Genomic DNA, 18,207 nt, shown 5'->3' on the forward strand with positions numbered 1-18,207 from the left:
CGAGCGGTGCCGGCGCCTCCCGCCGGTTCAGCCCCCCTTGAGTTCAGCCCCCTTGAGTTCGGCGCCCTTCAGTTCGGCCCCAGTGTGAGGAACCGCTGGATCAGCGACGCCAGCACCACCGCGAGCAGCGGCAGCGAGAACCAGAACGTGCTCTGCAGCCGGCGCAGCCGCCGCACGCCCGGCGGCTGCGTCACCCGGATCACCTCCCGCGCCGTGAGCAGCACGATCACGGCCGGCGCGGCCAGTGCGCCCACCACCGACCACGGTGTCCAGGTGATCCGCGGCCCGGCCGGGCCCGGCCGCGGCTTCTCCACCGCGCCGGACGGCGGGGTGCGCAGCCGGTACAGGGTCACGTCGTCGTTGACGTAGGCCCTCGTCAACTCCGTACGCCGGTCCAGGTTCCGTGTCAGACGCGCGGCCCACGACGCCGAGTAGCCGGCATTGAGCCGCAGCGAGACGACCTGGCTCTCGTTGATCATCAGGTACGAGTTCGGGCCCGCGTCCTTGACCGCCTTCACGAGACCACCGACCAGGACCGGGTCGACGGGCGCGGGCGTCGGCACGTACTGGACCCGCTCCATGTCGCGGGCGCCCCACGGCAGCGACGGTGTGACGTCGTCGGCGGTGCCGTCGCTCAGCCACAGCAGCCGCACGGTCGGCCTGTCGTGGGCGTAGACGTAGTCCATCGCCGCGACCTCACCGGTCCTGACCCGTTCGAACGGCTCGTTGCCCCAGCGGGCCACGAGGAAGCCGCCGAACAGCAGCAGGCCCGCGAGCAAGGCCGCCAGGGGAGCCAGGGTGATCCCGTCCCTGTCGCGCTCCTTCATGGTGACGCCGGTCCGGGGGAAGAGCGCGAGGCCCGACAGGAGCGCGGCGCCGGGCAGCGCGAACAGGAAGACCCGCAGCGCCATCTCGCCGCCGTACGACTGCATGCCGAAGCCGAGGAACGGCACGAAGGTCAGCACGAGCAGCGAGCGCTCGCGGTACTTCCAGTCGTGGCGCCGCCACCAGCCGAAGCAGGCGAACGCCAGGACCCCGCCCGCCAGCAGCACTCGCGTGTACAGCACCAGCTTGTGGGCCGAACTCCCGCCCTGGATACGGCCGGAGACCGAGGACGAGACATTGCCGCCGACCCCGCCGATCCCGCCGAACAGGTCGGCGAAATGGCCCGACCAGTACGGCTCGGCGAGGAAGCCCAGCCAGACGACGAAGACCACACCGAACAGCAGAGGCAGGCCGCGCGGTTCGGAGCGGCCGGCCAGGACCAGGGCGGCGAGCACCGCCAGCATCATGAACGGCGTCAGCTGGTGCGCGGGGACCGTCGCGACGAACAGCGCGATCAGCACGACGAGCAGCACGGTGCGCCGGCGGCGGTCGGCCGGTTCGGCCTCCGCCTCGCCCGGACGGCGCTCGGTCCACCGGATCCGGGGCGCCCGGAACCAGACCAGCAGCACCGCCACGAACATCAGGTAGAGCAGATACGTGAAGCTCTGCGGCGAGAAGTAGTCCTGGCCCACCCAGCCGCTCAGCACGAAGATCCACAGGCCGGTCCACTTGGCCTTCCAGCTCGCCCGCATCGAGCGCACCAGCAGGATCATCGGCGCCAGGCAGAGCAGTTGGACGGTCATCGGCCACCAGCGGACGACCTCGCCGAGATCGCCGATCCCGCACGCCTCGGTGACGAAGGCGGCCGCGGCGAAGAAGCCGGGCCAGCTCCAGCGGGCGTCGAGGTCCGGTACCGCCGAGCCCGTGCGGTCGATGTGGTCCAGGAAGCCCAGGTGCTGCCACGCGGTCGCGAAGCGGGGCTCCGCCTCGATGACGGCGGGCAGCGCGTGCAGTGACACCACCGTGGCGAGCAGTGTCGCCGCCAGCAGCCAGGTGCGCGGGCGTTCGAGCCACAGCAGTGACGCGAAGACACCGATGAGCAGCGCGCCGCCGAGCAGCGTCACGGGGGAGAGGACCGAGATCAGGCCGAGCCCGCCCATGCCGTCCAGATCGGCGTCGCTCATCCCGAGGACCGGACCCCAGTACAGGCCGAGCCCCGCGATCAGCAGCAGCGTCAGGACGGCCACGGACGGCGTCAGCCGGGGGCGCGGCGCCTTTGCCGGGGCGGCCCGCGGCCCCGCCGTGGCACCGTCCCCGGACTCCGGCGTCCGTGCTCCGCGCGCCCAGCTCGGCCGGTGCGCCGCGGGGGCGCCGCGCGGCGGGGGCACCGGGCCCGGCCGCACATCGGGCCGCCGCTCCTGGTGGTCCAGGTTGAGCTGGACCGCGAGTTGCAGCGTGTCCGAGTCCATCGCGCCGCGCAGCGCCTCCTTGGCCCCCGGCCGGTCCGCCCTGCCCGCCTGCGCCTTCGGCAGCCCGAGATCGGCGAGGTCGCCGTCGGGGGCCATGCTGTCCAGGGGCGGCGCCGAGGGCACCGCGCGCACCACGCGCCACAGCCTCGGCGCCGCGATCGTCATGATCACCGTGAGCGAGCAGACCTCCGCGACGCCCGCGCCGGTCAGCCCGAGGTGCGGCAGCAGCAGCAAGGTCATGGAGAGGACGAGTACGCACAACAGGCCCTGGAGCCAGGCGAGTCCCGCGGTCCTGCTCTGCGCCCGCAGCACGGCGAAGTACGTCTCCATGACCACCCGCAGGGCGGCGCCCACGGCGAACCAGCGCAGCAGCGGCGTCGCCGCGTCCGCGTAGGCCGCGCCGAAGACATGAAGGGCGTACGGCGCGAGCGCGAACAGCAGCACGCAGACCGGGATCATGATGCGGGCCATCCGGCGCAGCGCCGCCCGGGTGTTGGCGGCGAGCCGCGCCGGGTCGTGCGAGCTCTCCACCGTCAGCGAGGCGCCCATGTTGACGGCCAGCAGGTTGATCGTGCCGCCGATGGTGGTGGCGATGTAGAAGTACGCGTTGTCGGCGGAGCTGACCTGCGAGGCGATGACGACGGGCACGAGGTACACGACGGCGAGCGAGAACAGCGAACCGGTGGAGTCGCCCGCGACGAACCGGCCCATCTGCCGCAGCGTCGGCGGATCCGCGTGGCCGTCGGTCGCCTCGACGTGCCGGGGCACGAGGCGGCGGAAGACCAGCCAGGCCAGCGGGACCAGCGAGAACGCGATCGCGGCCACCCAGGACACGAACACCCCGGTCGTCGCGAGCGCCGTCGCGAACGCGACCAGCAGCGCCAGCTTCACCAGCGAGAACACGGTGTTGCCCACCGGCACCCACAGCGCGCTGCGCAGCCCGGTCAGCACCCCGTCCTGCAAGGTGAGCAGCGCCCACGCGACGACGGCCGCGACGAACCCCAGACCGTTGACCGGCCCGTGCAGGAATCTGTACGACGGACCCCACACGTCCAGGGTCAGCAGGAAGACCAGCGCGGCGCACGCGACCGCCAGCGCGCTCCCCGCGTACGTACGGAAGATGAGCCGCCCCGTGCCGCGCCCGGCGACCGGGATGAAGCGGGCCAGGGCCCCGGTCAGCGTCACGGCCATGAGTCCCGCGAGGAACTTCATCGCCGCGATCGCCGCGGAGCCCTGACCCACGGCGTCCGCCGTGTAGTAGTGCGCGGCGGCCAGCCAGAAGCCGACGCCGAGCACGCCCGAGATGCCGGTGTTCAGCATCAACGCGTAGGCGTTGCGGAACAGTTGGTCGCCGCCCCCCGGCTGCCCCATGCCGTTCGGTGTGCCCTTCCTGCTCCTGCCCACGCCGGGCAGCCTGAGTCTGCGGCGGGGCGGCGGCTGCGGCCCGGCGGTGGTGGCCGGACCGGCCTCGGCGGTGGTGGTCGTCGTGTCAGACACGGATACGCGCCGCCTTCCGGCGGGCCTGCCGGGCTCTGCGGACCACGGCGTACCCCTGGGTGAGGGCGCGGTCCGCGGCGAAGGTACGGCCGATCGCGCGGCCCTCGATCAGCCGCTCGAACTCGGCGGTGCCGGTGGAGCGGCGCACGGTGACGCGCCGCAGGGCGTAGGGGCCCTGCCGGCGCCTGGCCAGTCCGTTGCCGACGGCGAGCGACTGGGCGAAGCCGGCCGCGCGCACGGCCCGGCGCACCCGCCGGTCGGAGTGGCCGTACGGGTACGCGAAGGAGACGGGCGCGGCGCCCAGCTCCCCGGCCACGATCTCCCTGCACTGCCGCAGCTCGAACTCCAGCTCCTCGTCGTGGAGTTGGTCGAGCTGCGGATGCGTATGGCTGTGCCCGCCGATCTCCATGCCCTGCCCGGCGAGCGCCCGCACCTGGTCCCAGTCGAGCATCGTGTCGAGCCCGCCGCCGGTGTCGTGCGCACCCCGCAGCCACCCCGTCGAGACGAACAGGGTGGCCGCGAAACCGTGCCGGGCGAGGACGGGCAGGGCGTGCCGGTGCACGCCCTCGTAGCCGTCGTCGAAGGTGATCAGGACGGGCCGGTCGGGCAGCGCCCCGCCGCCGCGCCAGATCGCGGCGAGCCCGGCGGTGGTCAGCGGCGTGCAGCGGTGCTCGGCGAGCAGCTCCATCTGCTCCGCGAACCGGCCGGGGGAGACCGAGAGGCCGCGCGTCCTCGCGCTCGGCTCCCGCGCGACCGAGTGGTACATCAGGATCGGGACGGGCACCCCGTCCGCCGTTCGTGCCGGTGCGCTCATGCCGCTTCCTCCAGAGCGTCGCCCCGCTCGCTCCCGCCGCTCCGGTCGTCCCGGCCGGTCTCCACGATCGTGAACGGCGCGGCGCTCCCGCCCCGCGCCCGCAGGCTCCCGAGCACATATCCGCCGGCCGCCGCCGCCACCCCGGCCAGGATCGCCCCGGCCCGTCTCGCGCCACCGGCCCGGCCGAGCACGACATCGCGCACACCGCGCGCCACTCCGGCCGGGAGGACCCGGCCCGTGTACGCGCGTTCGGTCTCAAGTCCCTTGCCCGCGCCGACACTTCGGGTGACCAGCGCCTTCGACAGGCCCTCCGCGTAGGTGCGGGTGCGGAAGTAGGCGAACCGTTCCCGCGCGGCCGGCACCCGGTGGTGGATCACCGCGCGGTCGTCGAGGAGCAGCACCGCGTCCGGCCGCGCACGGGAGAGCCGGATGCACAGCTCCGTCTCCTCGCAGCCCAGCGGCCGCTTGTCGCCGTCGCGGCCGATGCCGGTGGCGAACCCGCCCACCGCGTCGAACGCGGTACGCCGGAACGAGGCGTTGCCGCCCAGCACATTGCGCACCTCGGCCCGGCCGCGCGGCAGCCCCTTGTACGCGCAGCCCACCACCCAGTCGAACTCCTCGGGGAACCAGACGGGCCTGCGCCCCGACGCCCAGATCGGCTCGGTGCGCCCGCCGACGGCCAGCACCCTCGGATCGGCGTACCCGTCGGCGAACCGGCGCAGCCAGTCCCGCTCCGCGACCGCGTCGTCGTCGAGGAACGCGATGATCTCCCCGTACGAGGCGGCGATCCCGGTGTTCCGCCCGGCGGACAGGCCGCGCGGCCCCCGGTTCTCGAGCACCCGGACCTCGGCCGTCTCCTTGTGCTCCCGGGCGAGGCGGTCGAGCAGCGCCGGGTTGTGGTCGACGACGAGCAGCGTCTCCAGGGCCGGGCGGGACTGCGCGCGCACCGAGTCGACGGCGGCGAGGATGTCGTTCCAGCGGTCCTCGGTGTAGACGCAGATGACGACCGAGACCGACGGGCCCGTGCTCGGGGGCGCCGTCACGCCCCCGCTCCCCGCACGGCCCTGACGCGCGGGGAGCGCCGGTTCGACCGCTCCTTGAGGATCACCTTCAGCACCCGGAGCCCGTCCCGCACGGCCCGCAGATTGCTCGCTCCGTGGATGCGCAGATACTCGTGGCTGGGGATCTCCTGGACCTTCAGGCCCGCCTTGACGACCCGGATGTTCATCAGGGTCTCCACCTCGAAGCCGGTGCAGTCGAGGTCGATCTCGTCGAGGCAGTGCCGCCAGAACGCGTTGTAGCCGTAGCAGAGGTCGGTGTAGCGGGCGCCGAACTTGGCGTTCACGGCCGTGCACAGCGCCCAGTTGCCCAGCTTGCGCACGGGCGTCATGTCGTCCGTGCCCCCGCCGTTGGCGAACCGGGAGCCCTTGGCGAAGTCGGCGCCGGAGACCAGCGCCGACACATAGCTGACGATCTCCTGGCCGTCCGCCGAGCCGTCCGCGTCGACCATCACGATGATGTCGCCCGAGCTGGCCTGGAAACCGGTGATCAGGGCGTCCCCCTTGCCCTTGCCGCGCTGCCGCACGACCACGACGTCCGGCCGCAGCACCCGGGCCACCTCCACCGTGTCGTCGGTGGAGTCGCCGTCCACGAGGACGACCTCGTGGATCCACTCCGGGAGCGACTTGAAGACGTAGGGCAGGTTCTCCGCCTCGTTCATGGCGGGAATGACCACGCTCACCCGTGGCGCGATGGCCAGGTGCGTGGAGATCGCCCGGTACCGGGCGGGTAAGTGAGCGGGCGTGGTCCCGTCGTCCGGCGCGGCCGGGCGCACCACGGAACTGCTCATGAGTCTGGTCCCTCTCGTCCGGTGGACCGCCCGCCCCTCGGGCGGTCCGGCTGTGTATCCGGTTCGAAAGGGGGGTTCTCACTCACGGCCAGGCCGGAACGGCTCTCCGTGCAGGCCGGGTGAGCTGGCAATGCACACCGGTTGGTTGGACCGGTCGCGCGGCACGCGACTCGACGACCCACCACGCAGGAACAAGCGAATCACCGAGCACGGCACCCCCCTACCGCGCCCCGCGCCGGGCCCGTCGCGATCCTGAGCCCTCCCCTGGATCGCTGTACGTGATGGCCCGATGCGGGTGGATGTAAGACGGTATTGATGATTGAGACCGTATGGCAAGACCTGAAACGAGAACTCACATTTTTGTCGTTCTGTCCATAACTTCAACTAACGCCCCACTAGTGGACTTTGTGTCTCCCTTTGCGGTAGGCGAGTTGAAGGAGGAACGCGGCCGCCGTGAGCGCGCCCACCGCGACGACCCCGCCGTCGACCGACCAGTGGTGCGTGGCGAGCATGCCCTGGGCGACCAGCATCACGACGCAGACCGCGCCGGCGGCCGAGACGAGCACGCGCGCCCCGGTGTCGAGGCCGCGCAGGGCCGCGGCGAACGCGGAACCGGGCGCGGCCAGCAGGAAGAAGAGCGTGAGCGGTCCGCGCAACGGTGAGCCGGTGTGCGTGAGCGCGAGCACCAGTCCCGCGCCCGCCGCGACGGCGCCCGCCCCCATGAGCAGATGCGCCGCATCGCCGGATAGTGACGTCTTGAACTTTATGGTCCGCATGGGCGACTTGCCCCCCGAAGCGCCGGATGCCGGACTTCAATGTCGCGCGGCGGCGGGGTGGCCGTCAAGACGCGCCCCGAGGTGGCGGGGGCCACGAGAAATTCCCCGGAGGCGACGGACGCCTCCGGGGAACTATGTTGTCACACCAGCAAATTGACGGTTACGCGGTCAGCTGCCCGGCCGCTACTGGACGATCTTCAGCAGCTTGTTCGGCGAGCCGCTGCCGGGGCTGGTGACGACCCCGGACGTGGCCCCGTTCACCAGCGCCGAGGCGACCTGGGCGGGCGTGGCGGAGGTGTGGCCCGCCAGATAGACCGCGGCCGCGCCCGCGACGTGCGGTGTGGCCATCGAGGTGCCGGAGATGGTGTTGGTCGCGGAGTCGCTGGTGTTCCAGCCCGCCGTGATCGACACGCCGGGCGCGAACAGGTCCAGTACGGAGCCGTAGTTGGACCAGCTGGCCTTCGCGTCGGTGTTGCTCGTGGCGCCGACGGTGATGGCCTCGGTGACCCGGGCGGGCGACGAAGTGGAGGCGTTCGCACCGGAGTTGCCGGCCGCGATCGCGTACGTGACGCCGCTGGAGATGGAGTTGCGCACCGCCGTGTCCAGCGCGGTGCTGGTGCCGCCGCCCAGCGACAGGTTGGCGACCGACGGACCGCTGTGGTGGGTGGTGACCCAGTCGATGCCGGCGATGACGCCCGCGGTCGTGCCCGATCCGTTGTTGTCGAGCACGCGCACCGCCACGATCTTCGCCTTCTTGGCGACGCCGTAGGTGGTGCCCGCGATGGTGGTGGCCACATGGGTGCCGTGGCCGTTTCCGTCCTGCGCGACGCTGTCGCCGTCGACGGCGTCGTAGCCGTTCGAGGCGCGGCCGCTGATCTGGGAGTGGGTGATCCGCACGCCGGTGTCGATGACGTACGCCGTCACCCCGCTGCCCGCCGAGTCCGGGTAGGTGTACGTGCCGGAGAGCGGCAGGGCCGACTGGTCGATGCGGTCCAGGCCCCAGGGGGCGCCGGTCTGGGTGGCGTCCACGTGCACCCGCTGGTTCTGCTCGACGGACGCCACGGCCGGATCGGCCGCGAGTCTCCCGGCCTCGGTGGCCGAAAGCCCCTTCACCGCATAGCCGTTGAGCGCGCCGCGGTAGGTCTTCTGCACCGCGCCGCCGTGCTCGGATATCAGGCTCTTGCCGTCCGCGGACGCGGCCGTGAGGCCCGCCGGGCTCTGTGCGGGCTTCTTGAGCGTGACGATGTAGCTGCCGTCGACCGCCTCGGCGGAGTCCGCCGCCAGGACCGTGCCGGTGGCCGGGGCGGCCTGGGCGGGCAGGGCGGTGAGCGAACCGAGCAGGCCGACGGCCGCCGCGGTCGACGCGGCCGCGGTCACCAGTGCTTTGGGGAGTGCCATAACGAGGGAGTCCTCCTCATAGGCGGCGCGTGCCGGTGGAGGGCACACGTCAGTGGGGGGTGCGCGCTGGGTGGCGCGCACGGGCCGTCGGAGTCGGGTGTTCCGTCCGGGCCCGCTCAGCAGACTGGAGCCATCTACGGGCGTAGCTCAAGCGATCTGAGGGTATGTCACAACCCTGGCATGTACCTGCAATTGAACGGCCGGTGAATGTCCGTCAGAGGTACTTCCCGGTAACTGTGTGGCGTGCTACCACATATGTGGCAGAAATCCTGCTAAGGGAGGTTCCATGAGACGTTTCCGTATTACGGCATTCATGACTTCGTTCCTCTTCGCCGCCGGCGTCGCCCTCACCGGGGCGACGCACGCGCAGGCCGCCGCGACCGGCTACGTGGCGCTCGGCGACTCCTACTCCTCGGGGGTCGGCTCCGGCAGCTACACCAGCGAGAGCGGCGACTGCAAGCGCTCCACGAAGGCCTACCCGGCCCTGTGGGCGGCCGCCCACTCACCCTCCAGCTTCAACTTCACCGCGTGCTCGGGTGCTCGTACGGGTGATGTGCTCTCCAGCCAGCTCGCCCCGCTCGGCGCGGGCACCGGCCTCGTCTCCCTCAGTATCGGCGGCAACGACGCGGGCTTCGCCGACGTCATGACCACCTGCGTCCTCCAGTCCGAGGCCACGTGCCTGAGCCGCATCAACACGGCCCGTGCGTACGTAACATCGACGCTGCCCGCCAATCTCGACAAGGTCTACGACGCGATCACCGCCAGGGCCCCGGCCGCCCATGTCGTGGTCATCGGCTACCCCCGCTTCTACAAGCTCAGCGGCAGCTGCATCGCGGGCCTGTCCGAGAACGAGCGGTCCGCCATCAACAGCGCGTCCGACCTGCTCAACACCACCATCGCCAAGCGCGTGGCCGACCACGGCTTCACCTTCGGCGACGTACGGCCGGCGTTCTCCGGGCACGAGATCTGCTCCGGCGACTCCTGGCTGCACAGCGTCAACTGGACCAACATCGGCGAGTCGTACCACCCGACGGCCGCCGGACAGTCCGGCGGCTATCTGCCCGTGTTCAACTCCAACGCGTGACCCGTACCCGGTGAGCGACGGCTCACGGCGTGGGTGAACCGGTGGTGGCTCCCGTGGAGGGGGTCACCACCTCGCACGTCACCGCGTAGGCCACGTAGTCGGACTTCACCGCGACCGGGCTCCGCACCTCCACAGCGATCTCATTGTGCAGCGTGCCGCCGTCCTCGTACCGCGTCTCCGTCGTGTTCACCGTACGGCTCTTCGCGTCGCCCGAACCGAAGTCCAGGGTCTTCCAGCCCGGGTCCGACGGCTCACCGCTCTTCGTCACCCACCGGTACTCGACCTCGGCCGGAGTACGCCCCACCGTGATCGTCGCCGCGAAGGCCGGAGCCGCGGCGGCCGACGGCGGGCAGGCTCCCGAGTAACTGCCGCGCACCGCCGAGACGTTGACCCGCACCGACTGGGCGGGCGTGGTCGTGTGACCGCCGCTCCCACTTCCGCTCCCGCCACCGTGGCTCGACGACGAGCTGCCGCCGTAGGACGTCGACGCGCTCGCGCCGGGACTGTCACCGGCCGTGGCGGAACCGCCGGAGCCGCCGGACGACGAACTCCCGCCGTCACCCCCGCCGCCTCCGCCGTCCCGGCTGAGCAGCGCGTACGTCAGTCCACCGAGCGCCAGCAGCAGGATCACGAGGCCGGCCGTCAGGGCGAGCGACGCGCGGCGGGCCCGTCGCCCGTCCGTGTCCGCGGGGACCGTCGACGTGGTGCCGGGCACGGGCGTGGGCAGGGGGATCGGCGGGGTGGGCGGTGACGTCACCGTGGGCATCGACGACAGGGGCGTCGCCCGCACCGGGTCCGCGCGCAGCGTGCCGCCCGCGCCGATGATCCGCAGGTCGTGCTCGGCCCGCTCCGCGGCGGTCCGCTCGGCCGGATCCTTGCGCAGCAGCCCCTCGATGACGGGCGCCAGCGGGCCCGCGCGCTGCGGTGCGGGCAACTCCTCGTCGACGACGGCACGCAGCGTGCTCAGCGGGGTGTCCTGCCGGAACGGCGAGTGCCCCTCGACGGCCGCGTACAGCAGCACGCCCAGCGACCACAGATCGGACTCGGGCCCGGGCGTGCGCCCCAACGCCCGCTCGGGGGCGAGGAATTCGGGCGAGCCGATCACCTCGCCGGTCATGGTGAGCGCCTGTGTCCCCTCCACCATGGCGATCCCGAAGTCGGTGAGGACGACCCGGCCGTCGTTCGACAGCAGTACGTTCCCCGGCTTCACGTCGCGGTGCAGCACCCCCGCCCCGTGCGCGGCGCGCAGCGCGGCGAGGACCTCCGCGCCGATGTGCGCCGCGCGCTGCGGAGGCATCGGACCCTCGGCGTCGAGCTGGTCGGCGAGCGAGACGCCGCGCACCAACTCCATGACGATCCAGGGGCGTTCGTCGTCCGTCGCCACGTCGTACAGCGTGATCACATTGCGGTGCGAGATCCGCGCGGCGGCCCAGGCCTCCCGCTCCAGCCGCTGGTACATCCGGTTCCGGTCCGCCGTCGGCAGGCCCGCCGGGGCCCGCACCTCCTTCACGGCCACCTCGCGCCCGAGCACGTCGTCATGGGCCCGCCACACGGTGCCCATGCCGCCCTCGCCGATCGGGTCGAGCAGCCGGTACCGGCCCGCAACGACCCGCCCGCTGCTCCCGCCACTCCCCGGCCCTGTGCTCACGGGCGCCGCCCCCACTCGCCACGACAACACGACAAGTCTGAACAAAAGTAGCTCAGCCGAGCGCCGATGCGGCCCCCTTGAACACCAATCCGCACCCGAGGGCCAGGACGACACAGGCCGAACCGAGCGACAGCAGCCGCCCCGCGGCCCGCCGGCTCCCGGTCCGGGCCCGCGTCAGCCGGCGGGCCATGAACCCGCCCGCCCGTACGACGACGAACCCGGTGGTCGCACCGGCGGCGAGCCCCCCGGCGGCCAGCACTCCGCTCACGAGCGCGGCCAGTGGGCGAAACCCCGGCCGTTTCCTGGTGGTTGCAGTCATCGCGTCCGTCCTCACGCATCCTCGCGCACCTGAACCCGGCGCCCGCGGCGTCGGCTTGTGACGGTCATTCGAGGCCCGGGGCGCCGCGGATCGGTCCGTGTCGCGAGCTGCACGGGCCATCCGGTCGCGCCCCTGTCTCCGAACCACCGGTGGCAGCACACTGAGCGGGCCGGAACGGGGGACCGTATGGAGGGCGTGGACCTCGGCGACCTACTGCTCGTCCGCGTGGGACGCGGCGACCGGCAGGCCTTCGAAGAGCTGTACGGCGAACTGGCGGGCCCGGTGTACGGGCTGGTCGGACGGGTGCTGCGGGACCCGGCCCAGTCCGAGGAGGTGACCCAGGACGTGCTCCTGGAGGTGTGGCGCACCGCCGCCCGCTACGACCCGCGGCGCGGCTCCGCCCTCGCCTGGGTCCTCACCGTCGCCCACAACCAAGTGCGCCGCTGCCTGGACCGGCTCACCGACCTCCAGCGCCAGGCCGTCACCCTCGCCTACTACGACGGCCACACCTACCGCGAGGTCGCCCACCGCCTCGCCGCGCCGCTGGGCACCGTCAAGACCCGGATGCGCGACGGCCTGCTGCGCCTGCGCTCCTGCCTGGACGGAGCCTCCGTGTGACGGGCCGGAGCCGCGCATGAGATAGCCGCTGCGCGCCGTGCACTCCCTCGCCGTGCCCTACGTCCTCGACGCCTTGAACCCCGCGAACCCCGCGAACTGGCCCGCTTCGAACGGCATCTGGCGCACTGCGACCGGTGCGCCGCCGAGGTGCGGGCCGCGGGCGCCGCCGTCCTCGCGCTCGGCGCGACCGCGCTGCTCGGCGTGGAACTGACCCGCGTTCAGGACCGGCTCGACGCACGGCGGACGGAGGCACGTGAGATCGCCCACGTTCTCGCCGCGCCGGACGCCCGGTTCACCCGGGGCGAGGGGCTCTCCGCCGTCGCCCCGGCCCGTTGGGACGGCGCCGTGATCACCGTCACCGGCCTGTCCGACCCGCCTCCCGGCCGGGACCACCAACTGGGGGTCCCCGAGGGCTCGGGACCCCCGCGTTCCTTGGGAGTACTGCCCGGCAGAGGCTCCGACACGCCGTATCTCGCCTCCGGCTTGACCTCGGACGCATCCTCACTGTCGGTTACGGCCGAACCGGACGGCGGCTCGAAACGTCCGTCTGGCGCCCCGGTTGTCCAACTCGCCCTGAATTCAGTTGGATTCGGAGAGTAACCGGCGAAGGGGCGTCAACCTCCTTATGGGGGAGGTGAATCCTGCGACCGGGATACACGAGTGGCTCGATGGGGCGATAGGGTTAACCTGCCCGGGCTGAGTGCCCTCGTACGGGTGGGGAGTGACATGGAACAGATAACAGTGCGCAGCAGGCCTCGCGTGCCTGCGATCACCTGCGGGAGCAGCGCGACCAGTTCGCGGCTCGACCGCCATCTCTCGGTGCTCGGCGGCCCCGCCGTCCCGCAGCGCGAGACGGCCGAGGCGACGACGCTGATGCGTGAGCTGACCGCGCGTGACGCCGCGCACGACGAGCGCAGCACGAGCCGTGCGCGGGTGCGGCGGGTCTCGCTCTTCGCACCACTGCGGCGACTGCGCCGCTCGCTGTTCGGCGGCCACTAGGCGGCCGCCCGTCCAGCAAGGGCCCCGGGCCCGTATCCGACCTCCGCGCCGTCCGGCGTACTGCTGCGCATTTCCGCGACCGTCATCCCCACGGCATGCGGCGGGCGCCCCGGCGGGGGAGTCGGTGCGGGCCCGGGGCTTTTCCGTACCTCGCGTCCGTACCTCGCGTCCGTACCGCGTACGGTGCACGGGGCGCTCCCGTAACACCGTTGTCATGCACGGATGTTGACGGAGCAACTTCCGGTGTCCAGGGTGCGCGAAGGCAGCCCCGCCCCAGACCCGGGCATCGGCCTCGGAGGCGCTCACCGTCCGCCGTGCGCGTACCGGCGGACGGCGAGCGGTACGCACACGATCAGCAGGACCGCGCACCAGGCCAGCGAGCCGGCGACCGGATGCGTCACCGGCCAGGCGGCGCCGTGCGGGACCGGGGCGTTGCCGAACAGGTCGCGGGCCGCCGTCGCCACCGCGCTGATCGGGTTCCATTCGGCGAGGGTGCGCACCCAGCCCGGCATCCCGGCGGTCGGGATGTACGCGTTCGACAGCAGCGGCAGCATGAACGTCGCGCCGCCCAGCTGCCCCGCCGCCTCCTCGCTGCGGGAGGCGAGCCCGAGCAGGATGCCCACCCAGGTCGTCGCGAACCGGAACAGGAGCAGCAGCCCGAACCCGGCGCAGGCGTCCGCCGCCCCGCCCTCGATCCGCCAGCCCATGGCGAGGCCCACCAGGACGAGCGGGACGAGCCCCACGGCCGTCGTCACCAGGTCCGCCGCGGCCTGCCCGAGCGGCACGGCCGCCCGGCTCATCGGCAGGGTGCGGAAGCGGTCCATCACCCCGCGGTGCGTGTCCTGGGCGGCGGTGAACATCCCCGTCATGATGCCGTTCGCCGCCGTCGCCACCAGCATGCCGGGCACCAGGAACGCCCGGTACTCGGCGCCCGGCAGGGCGAGCGCGCTGCCGAAGACGTACCCGAAGAACAGCAGGAACACGATCGGCATCGTCTGCGTCATGACGAGGATCACCGGGGCGTGCCGGACGCGCTGGAGGTGCCGGCCGAGCATCGCCGTGCCGTCGTACAGGATCGCGGTACTCATGCGGCGACCTCCTCGGTCACGGTCGTGCGGCCGGCGGTGAGGCGCAGGAACACCTCGTCGAGGGTGGGCGGACGCAGCGTCGCGTCCAGCAGCGGCACCCGCGCGGCGTCGAGTTCGCGCACGACGCGGGGCAGGGTGACGGCCGGGTCGAGGACGACGGCGCCCACGGTCCGCCGCTCCCGGTCCAGGTCGGGGCGCGCGCCCGTGAGCTGGTCCAGGACGCCGGCCGCCGCGAGCAGCGCCCCCTCGCCCGCGTCGTCCGGCAGCACCACCTGCGCGTAGTGCCCGATCTGCGCCTTCAGTTCGGCGGGCGTGCCGCTGTGGGCGGCGCGGCCCCCGTCGATGAGCACGACGTCGTCGGCGAGCCGGTCGGCCTCGTCCAGGTACTGCGTGGTCAGCAGGACCGTCGTGCCCTCGCGGGCGAGCCCGCGGACCGTGTCCCAGATGGCGCCCCTGCTGTGCGGGTCGAGTCCGGTCGTCGGCTCGTCGAGGAACAGCACGGCGGGCCGGGTGAGCAGGCTCGCGGCCAGGTCGAGGCGGCGGCGCATCCCGCCCGAGTACGTACGGGCGGTGCGCTCGGCGGCGTCGGTGAGGCCGAACCGCTCGATCAGCTCGTCGGCGCGGGCGCGGGGCGCGCGCAGCAGGCGGGCGAACAGGCGCAGGTTCTCCCGCCCGGTGAGGTCGCCGTCGACCGACGCGTACTGCCCCGTGACACCGATCCGGCGGCGGACCGCGTGCGCGTCGGTGGTGACGTCGTGGCCCGCGACACGCGCGGTGCCCGCGTCCGGCGTCAGCAGGGTCGTCAACAGCCGGACGGCGGTCGTCTTGCCCGCCCCGTTCGGCCCCAGCAGACCGCACACCGTGCCCTCGCGCACGGCGAAATCGAGACCCCGTACGGCGTGCACGGCTTTGTCTCCCGAGCCGAAGCGCTTCTCCAGACCTTCACTAAGTACAGCGTACGTAGAAGTCATGGCGTCACCATAGCGCACTACGTACGCCGTACGTAACTAGGATGGTGGGCGAGGTGATGATCAATGGCGGGCCGACCGGCCGTACCCGAAGTGATCTGGGCGCGCCCCGAGCGCGCCGGACGGGGCCCACGGCCCGCGCACAGCCGCGCCGACATCGCGGCCGCCGCCGTGCGGGTCGCCGACGCGGAGGGCATCGACGCGGTGTCCATGCGGCGGGTCGCCGGTGAGCTCGGCATGGGCACGATGTCGCTGTACAACTACGTGCCGCGCAAGGAGGACCTGTTCGAGCTGATGGTCGACGCCGTCAGCGCCGAGTACGACTACGCCGAGCCGTCCGGCGACTGGCGTACCGACGTCCTCGGGCTCGCCCGGCAGGCACGGGCGTTGATGCACCGGCACCCCTGGCTGCCGCGCCTCATGTCCCCGGTGTACGGGTTCAGCCCGAACGCGCTGCGGTACCTGGAGCACTGCCTGGCCTGCCTGGATCCGCTGGAGCTGCCGTACGGCACGAAGATGGAGCTGATCGCGTCGGTGACGAGCGTGGTGACGACGTATGTCGCCAACGAGATCGCCACCGCCGAGCGGACGCGGTCCCTGCCGTGGAGCGAGGAGCAGGAGAACGCGGTGCGGATCGGTTATCTCGGGGGGCAGGTGGCGTCCGGCAAGTATCCGCGGCTGGCTGCCGCGTTCGCCGAGGATTCCGGGCCCATCGATCTGGAGGCCGTTTTCGAGCGGGCGCTGCGCAGGACTCTTGAGGGGTTCGCCGGTGAGGGGTTCGCGGGGCCGTCTGCCGTGTGAGGCTTCCGTCGTGGCTGCTCGCGCGGTTCCCCGCGCCCCTGGAGCGGGCTGCGCCCGCTACAGGATCGCGAACTGGCCGCCGGGGCCCTCCTCCTGGTGGTCCAGGACCGAGGCCGGGCGGTGGGCGGTGTCGGGGACGGGGAGGACGCGGGCGCGGGTCAGTTCGGCCGGGGTGATCAGGTCGCCGATGCCCGCCGTCAACTCCTGTTGTTCGGGGATCAGTTCGGACAGCAGGGCGAGGACGGTGATCAGCTCCAGGAGGTCCGACGTCCAGGGCTGGGGCCAGGTCTTCGGGCGGATCGCCGCCAGGGTGCCCGGCTCCGCCGTGGCCGTGCGGCGGGCGAACCACTGCTCCAGGACGCGCACTCCGCTCACCTGGAAGTCCCAGGAGGCGGCGGGGACGGGGGAGATGCGGCCGTCGCCGACCAGGAGGGCCTCCTGCGCGCGGTCGTAGTGGAGCTCGGTGGGCCTCTCGGGCAGCGGCGCGCGGACGTACGGGCGTCTGCCGCCCGGCAGTTTGGGGCGCTCGGCGCCGGTGCCGCGGCGCTCCAGCCACAGGACCCGGCGCCCGAGGCCGACCCCGCGCCGCCAGACCTCGGGGTCCAGGGGCAGCGGCACCCGGCACGTCCGGTCGGCGCCGCGCCCGGCCGCGGCCAGGATCCAGGCGAACAGGTCGGCGGCGGTGACCTCGTGGTCGTACGTACCCGAAAGGTGCTGGAGCAGACCTGGCGCGACGTTCGGCTCCGCCGCGCCCGGACGGCGGTAGAGGGGGCGGATCCGGCCGGGGCGGCCCGCGGGGGAGCGGCCCTCGGGCAGCACGGCGCAGGCCAGCACGGCGGGGCCGCCGGCATCGGGCACGTACCCCTGCTCCACCAGGTACAGCTGCCGCTCGTCCGCGACCCGCCACAACTCGGGCCGGGCCGCGTCGATCAAGCGCTGGTCGGGGATCAGCCACTGCTCGTCGAACGGGCCGTGCAGCACGCGCACCGGCTCCGGGCACGGCCCCGAGGCGTGGGCGAGCGGCTCGGTGCCCGTGTCGACGCCGGGGAGCTGGGCGGCCGCGGTGTGCAGCGTGCGGCTGCGCGAGGGTTCGAGCAGTGTCTCCCGGCGGGCCGGGTCACCGCTGACGAAGGTGTCCCAACGGGCCTTCAGGGACGCCGCGTCCGGCGCCACGGGCCAGCCGCGGCCCAGGCGCAGCGGTGCCACGGACCACGGCATCAGGTCCGCGAGCGCGATGGCGTCGGCGTCTGCGGGACGGTCGTTCGTCACGCCCGGCATGGTACGTCTCCCCGGCCGGGCATCAGTCGGCGTCCAGCGTCACCGAGAACGAGAAGCGGTCCCCGCGGTAATGAATCACCGCCACGTCCAGGACCCGGCCCTCCTCGTCGTACGTGATGCCCGTGTAGTGCAGGATCGGGCTGAGCAGCGGCACTTCGAGCAGCCGGGCCGTCTCCGGGTCCGCCAGGCGGGCCTCCACCGAGTCCGTGACCCGGGTGATGCGCACGCCCACGACGTCCCGCAGCACCTTCGTCATCGGCCACCGTTCCAGGTCCGCGACGTCGACGCGCTCGGCGAGTTCGGGGCGGATGTAGTTGCGGGCGTGGTTCGTCGGCTCGCCGGTCTTCTCGTCGCTGCGCAGGCGGTGGTACGTCGCCACGTGCTCCGTGCCCGGGAAGTGGTCGGCCAGCGCCGTCGGTACCGGGACCGTGCCGTGGTCCAGCAGTTCGGCCGTCATCCCGGACTGCTGCGCCACGATCGCGTCCACCGAGCCGAGCAGCCGCACCGGGGCGCCGCGCCGGGCCGCTGGTTCGATGAACGTGCCGCGGCGCCGGTGCCGGGTGATCAGCCCCTCGTCCTCCAGCTCCTTCAGCGCCTGCCGCATGGTCAGCACGGAGACGCCGTAGTGGCCGGCCAGTTGCTCCTCGGTGGGCAGTCGCAGCGGGTCCTGCGGGGAGCGGCCCAGTATCGAGGCGCGCAGGGACTGCGACACCTGATACCAGAGCGGCAGCTTGCGGTTCAGGACGATCGAGTCCGGGGCGAATGACGTCACGGGG

General features: G+C 72.6%; 18 protein-coding genes. 5 read left to right on the plus strand and 13 right to left on the minus strand.

What is annotated here, in order from left to right; genetic code table 11:
- Positions 1–68 precede the first annotated feature (68 nt).
- The 6 genes from K377_RS27075 to K377_RS27100 all read right to left on the minus strand — a co-directional run bounded on the left by K377_RS27075 (position 69) and on the right by K377_RS27100 (position 8,628).
- Positions 69–3,791, minus strand: coding sequence for a lipopolysaccharide biosynthesis protein (locus tag K377_RS27075; protein ID WP_111666147.1), 3,723 nt, complete (start codon positions 3,789–3,791; stop codon positions 69–71).
- The gene (locus K377_RS27080) at positions 3,784–4,605 is read right to left on the minus strand and encodes a polysaccharide deacetylase family protein (RefSeq protein ID WP_111666148.1); all 822 of its coding nucleotides are present in this window, start codon (positions 4,603–4,605) and stop codon (positions 3,784–3,786) included. The genes K377_RS27075 and K377_RS27080 overlap by 8 nt, the downstream gene beginning before the upstream one ends.
- On the minus strand, positions 4,602–5,648 hold the full coding sequence (locus K377_RS27085) for a glycosyltransferase family 2 protein (RefSeq protein WP_111666149.1): 1,047 nt from the start codon (positions 5,646–5,648) through the stop codon (positions 4,602–4,604). The genes K377_RS27080 and K377_RS27085 overlap by 4 nt, the downstream gene beginning before the upstream one ends.
- Positions 5,645–6,454, minus strand: a complete 810-nt coding sequence (locus K377_RS27090; RefSeq protein WP_111666150.1) for a glycosyltransferase family 2 protein — start codon at positions 6,452–6,454, stop codon at positions 5,645–5,647. Before K377_RS27090 ends, K377_RS27085 begins: the two co-directional genes overlap by 4 nt.
- Before the next feature lie 395 nt (positions 6,455–6,849).
- Entirely contained in the window at positions 6,850–7,230 is a 381-nt protein-coding gene (locus tag K377_RS27095) for a hypothetical protein (RefSeq protein ID WP_237551713.1), read from the minus strand.
- Between the two features lie 183 nt (positions 7,231–7,413).
- Entirely contained in the window at positions 7,414–8,628 is a 1,215-nt protein-coding gene (locus K377_RS27100) for a S8 family peptidase (RefSeq protein ID WP_111666152.1), read from the minus strand.
- Positions 8,629–8,914: 286 nt separating this feature from the next.
- On the opposite strand from K377_RS27100, the gene K377_RS27105 reads away from it, so the two are divergent.
- Complete coding sequence (locus K377_RS27105) at positions 8,915–9,712, plus strand: SGNH/GDSL hydrolase family protein (RefSeq protein WP_111666153.1); 798 nt, start codon at positions 8,915–8,917, stop codon at positions 9,710–9,712.
- A 22-nt stretch (positions 9,713–9,734) separates the two neighbouring features.
- Here K377_RS27105 and K377_RS27110 read toward each other — a convergent pair whose 3' ends face one another.
- Positions 9,735–11,273 (minus strand): serine/threonine-protein kinase, encoded by a 1,539-nt coding sequence (locus tag K377_RS27110; RefSeq protein WP_237551719.1) that lies wholly within the window; start codon positions 11,271–11,273, stop codon positions 9,735–9,737.
- A gap of 139 nt (positions 11,274–11,412) precedes the next feature.
- Complete coding sequence (locus tag K377_RS27115; RefSeq protein WP_111666274.1) at positions 11,413–11,679, minus strand: hypothetical protein; 267 nt, start codon at positions 11,677–11,679, stop codon at positions 11,413–11,415.
- Positions 11,680–11,865: 186 nt separating this feature from the next.
- Between K377_RS27115 and K377_RS27120 the strand changes: the two genes are divergently transcribed.
- Positions 11,866–12,297: a sigma factor gene (locus K377_RS27120; protein ID WP_111666155.1), complete on the plus strand. Its 432-nt coding sequence runs from the start codon at positions 11,866–11,868 to the stop codon at positions 12,295–12,297.
- 57 nt (positions 12,298–12,354) lie between these two features.
- On the opposite strand, the gene K377_RS42855 is transcribed toward K377_RS27120, so the two are convergent.
- Positions 12,355–12,564, minus strand: coding sequence for a hypothetical protein (locus K377_RS42855; protein WP_375605964.1), 210 nt, complete (start codon positions 12,562–12,564; stop codon positions 12,355–12,357).
- On the opposite strand from K377_RS42855, the gene K377_RS27125 reads away from it, so the two are divergent.
- The gene (locus K377_RS27125; protein ID WP_375605963.1) at positions 12,499–12,897 is read left to right on the plus strand and encodes an anti-sigma factor; all 399 of its coding nucleotides are present in this window, start codon (positions 12,499–12,501) and stop codon (positions 12,895–12,897) included. The genes K377_RS42855 and K377_RS27125 overlap by 66 nt on opposite strands.
- A 126-nt stretch (positions 12,898–13,023) precedes the next feature.
- The gene (locus K377_RS27130; RefSeq protein WP_111666157.1) at positions 13,024–13,296 is read left to right on the plus strand and encodes a hypothetical protein; all 273 of its coding nucleotides are present in this window, start codon (positions 13,024–13,026) and stop codon (positions 13,294–13,296) included.
- Positions 13,297–13,598: 302 nt separating this feature from the next.
- Here the strand turns inward: K377_RS27130 and K377_RS27135 are convergent, their stop codons facing one another.
- A complete protein-coding gene (locus K377_RS27135) occupies positions 13,599–14,384 on the minus strand; it encodes an ABC transporter permease (protein ID WP_111666158.1) in 786 nt (261 codons plus the stop codon).
- A complete protein-coding gene (locus K377_RS27140) occupies positions 14,381–15,355 on the minus strand; it encodes an ATP-binding cassette domain-containing protein (RefSeq protein WP_111666159.1) in 975 nt (324 codons plus the stop codon). The genes K377_RS27135 and K377_RS27140 overlap by 4 nt, the downstream gene beginning before the upstream one ends.
- Before the next feature lie 63 nt (positions 15,356–15,418).
- On the opposite strand from K377_RS27140, the gene K377_RS27145 reads away from it, so the two are divergent.
- On the plus strand, positions 15,419–16,153 hold the full coding sequence (locus tag K377_RS27145) for a TetR/AcrR family transcriptional regulator (RefSeq protein ID WP_111666160.1): 735 nt from the start codon (positions 15,419–15,421) through the stop codon (positions 16,151–16,153).
- Positions 16,154–16,210: 57 nt separating this feature from the next.
- Here K377_RS27145 and K377_RS27150 read toward each other — a convergent pair whose 3' ends face one another.
- Complete coding sequence (locus K377_RS27150; protein ID WP_111666161.1) at positions 16,211–17,431, minus strand: type ISP restriction/modification enzyme; 1,221 nt, start codon at positions 17,429–17,431, stop codon at positions 16,211–16,213.
- Positions 17,432–17,453: 22 nt separating this feature from the next.
- A complete protein-coding gene (locus K377_RS27155; protein WP_111666162.1) occupies positions 17,454–18,203 on the minus strand; it encodes a GntR family transcriptional regulator in 750 nt (249 codons plus the stop codon).
- Positions 18,204–18,207 lie beyond the last annotated feature (4 nt).

This window comes from Streptomyces sp. PsTaAH-137 (assembly GCF_003259365.1).
In the GTDB taxonomy this organism is placed as follows: domain Bacteria; phylum Actinomycetota; class Actinomycetes; order Streptomycetales; family Streptomycetaceae; genus Streptomyces.

Bases quoted from the DNA above. Each gene is read 5' to 3' on its own strand.
- K377_RS27080 (WP_111666148.1), bottom strand. From the start codon at position 4,605: ATGAGCGCACCGGCACGAACGGCGGACGGGGTGCCCGTCCCGATCCTG.
- K377_RS27090 (WP_111666150.1), bottom strand. From the start codon at position 6,454: ATGAGCAGTTCCGTGGTGCGCCCGGCCGCGCCGGACGACGGGACCACG.
- K377_RS27095 (WP_237551713.1), bottom strand. From the start codon at position 7,230: ATGCGGACCATAAAGTTCAAGACGTCACTATCCGGCGATGCGGCGCAT.
- K377_RS27100 (WP_111666152.1), bottom strand. From the start codon at position 8,628: ATGGCACTCCCCAAAGCACTGGTGACCGCGGCCGCGTCGACCGCGGCG.
- K377_RS27105 (WP_111666153.1), top strand. From the start codon at position 8,915: ATGAGACGTTTCCGTATTACGGCATTCATGACTTCGTTCCTCTTCGCC.
- K377_RS27110 (WP_237551719.1), bottom strand. From the start codon at position 11,273: ATGGGCACCGTGTGGCGGGCCCATGACGACGTGCTCGGGCGCGAGGTG.
- K377_RS27115 (WP_111666274.1), bottom strand. From the start codon at position 11,679: ATGACTGCAACCACCAGGAAACGGCCGGGGTTTCGCCCACTGGCCGCG.
- K377_RS27120 (WP_111666155.1), top strand. From the start codon at position 11,866: ATGGAGGGCGTGGACCTCGGCGACCTACTGCTCGTCCGCGTGGGACGC.
- K377_RS27130 (WP_111666157.1), top strand. From the start codon at position 13,024: ATGGAACAGATAACAGTGCGCAGCAGGCCTCGCGTGCCTGCGATCACC.
- K377_RS27135 (WP_111666158.1), bottom strand. From the start codon at position 14,384: ATGAGTACCGCGATCCTGTACGACGGCACGGCGATGCTCGGCCGGCAC.
- K377_RS27140 (WP_111666159.1), bottom strand. From the start codon at position 15,355: ATGACTTCTACGTACGCTGTACTTAGTGAAGGTCTGGAGAAGCGCTTC.
- K377_RS27145 (WP_111666160.1), top strand. From the start codon at position 15,419: ATGGCGGGCCGACCGGCCGTACCCGAAGTGATCTGGGCGCGCCCCGAG.
- K377_RS27150 (WP_111666161.1), bottom strand. From the start codon at position 17,431: ATGCCGGGCGTGACGAACGACCGTCCCGCAGACGCCGACGCCATCGCG.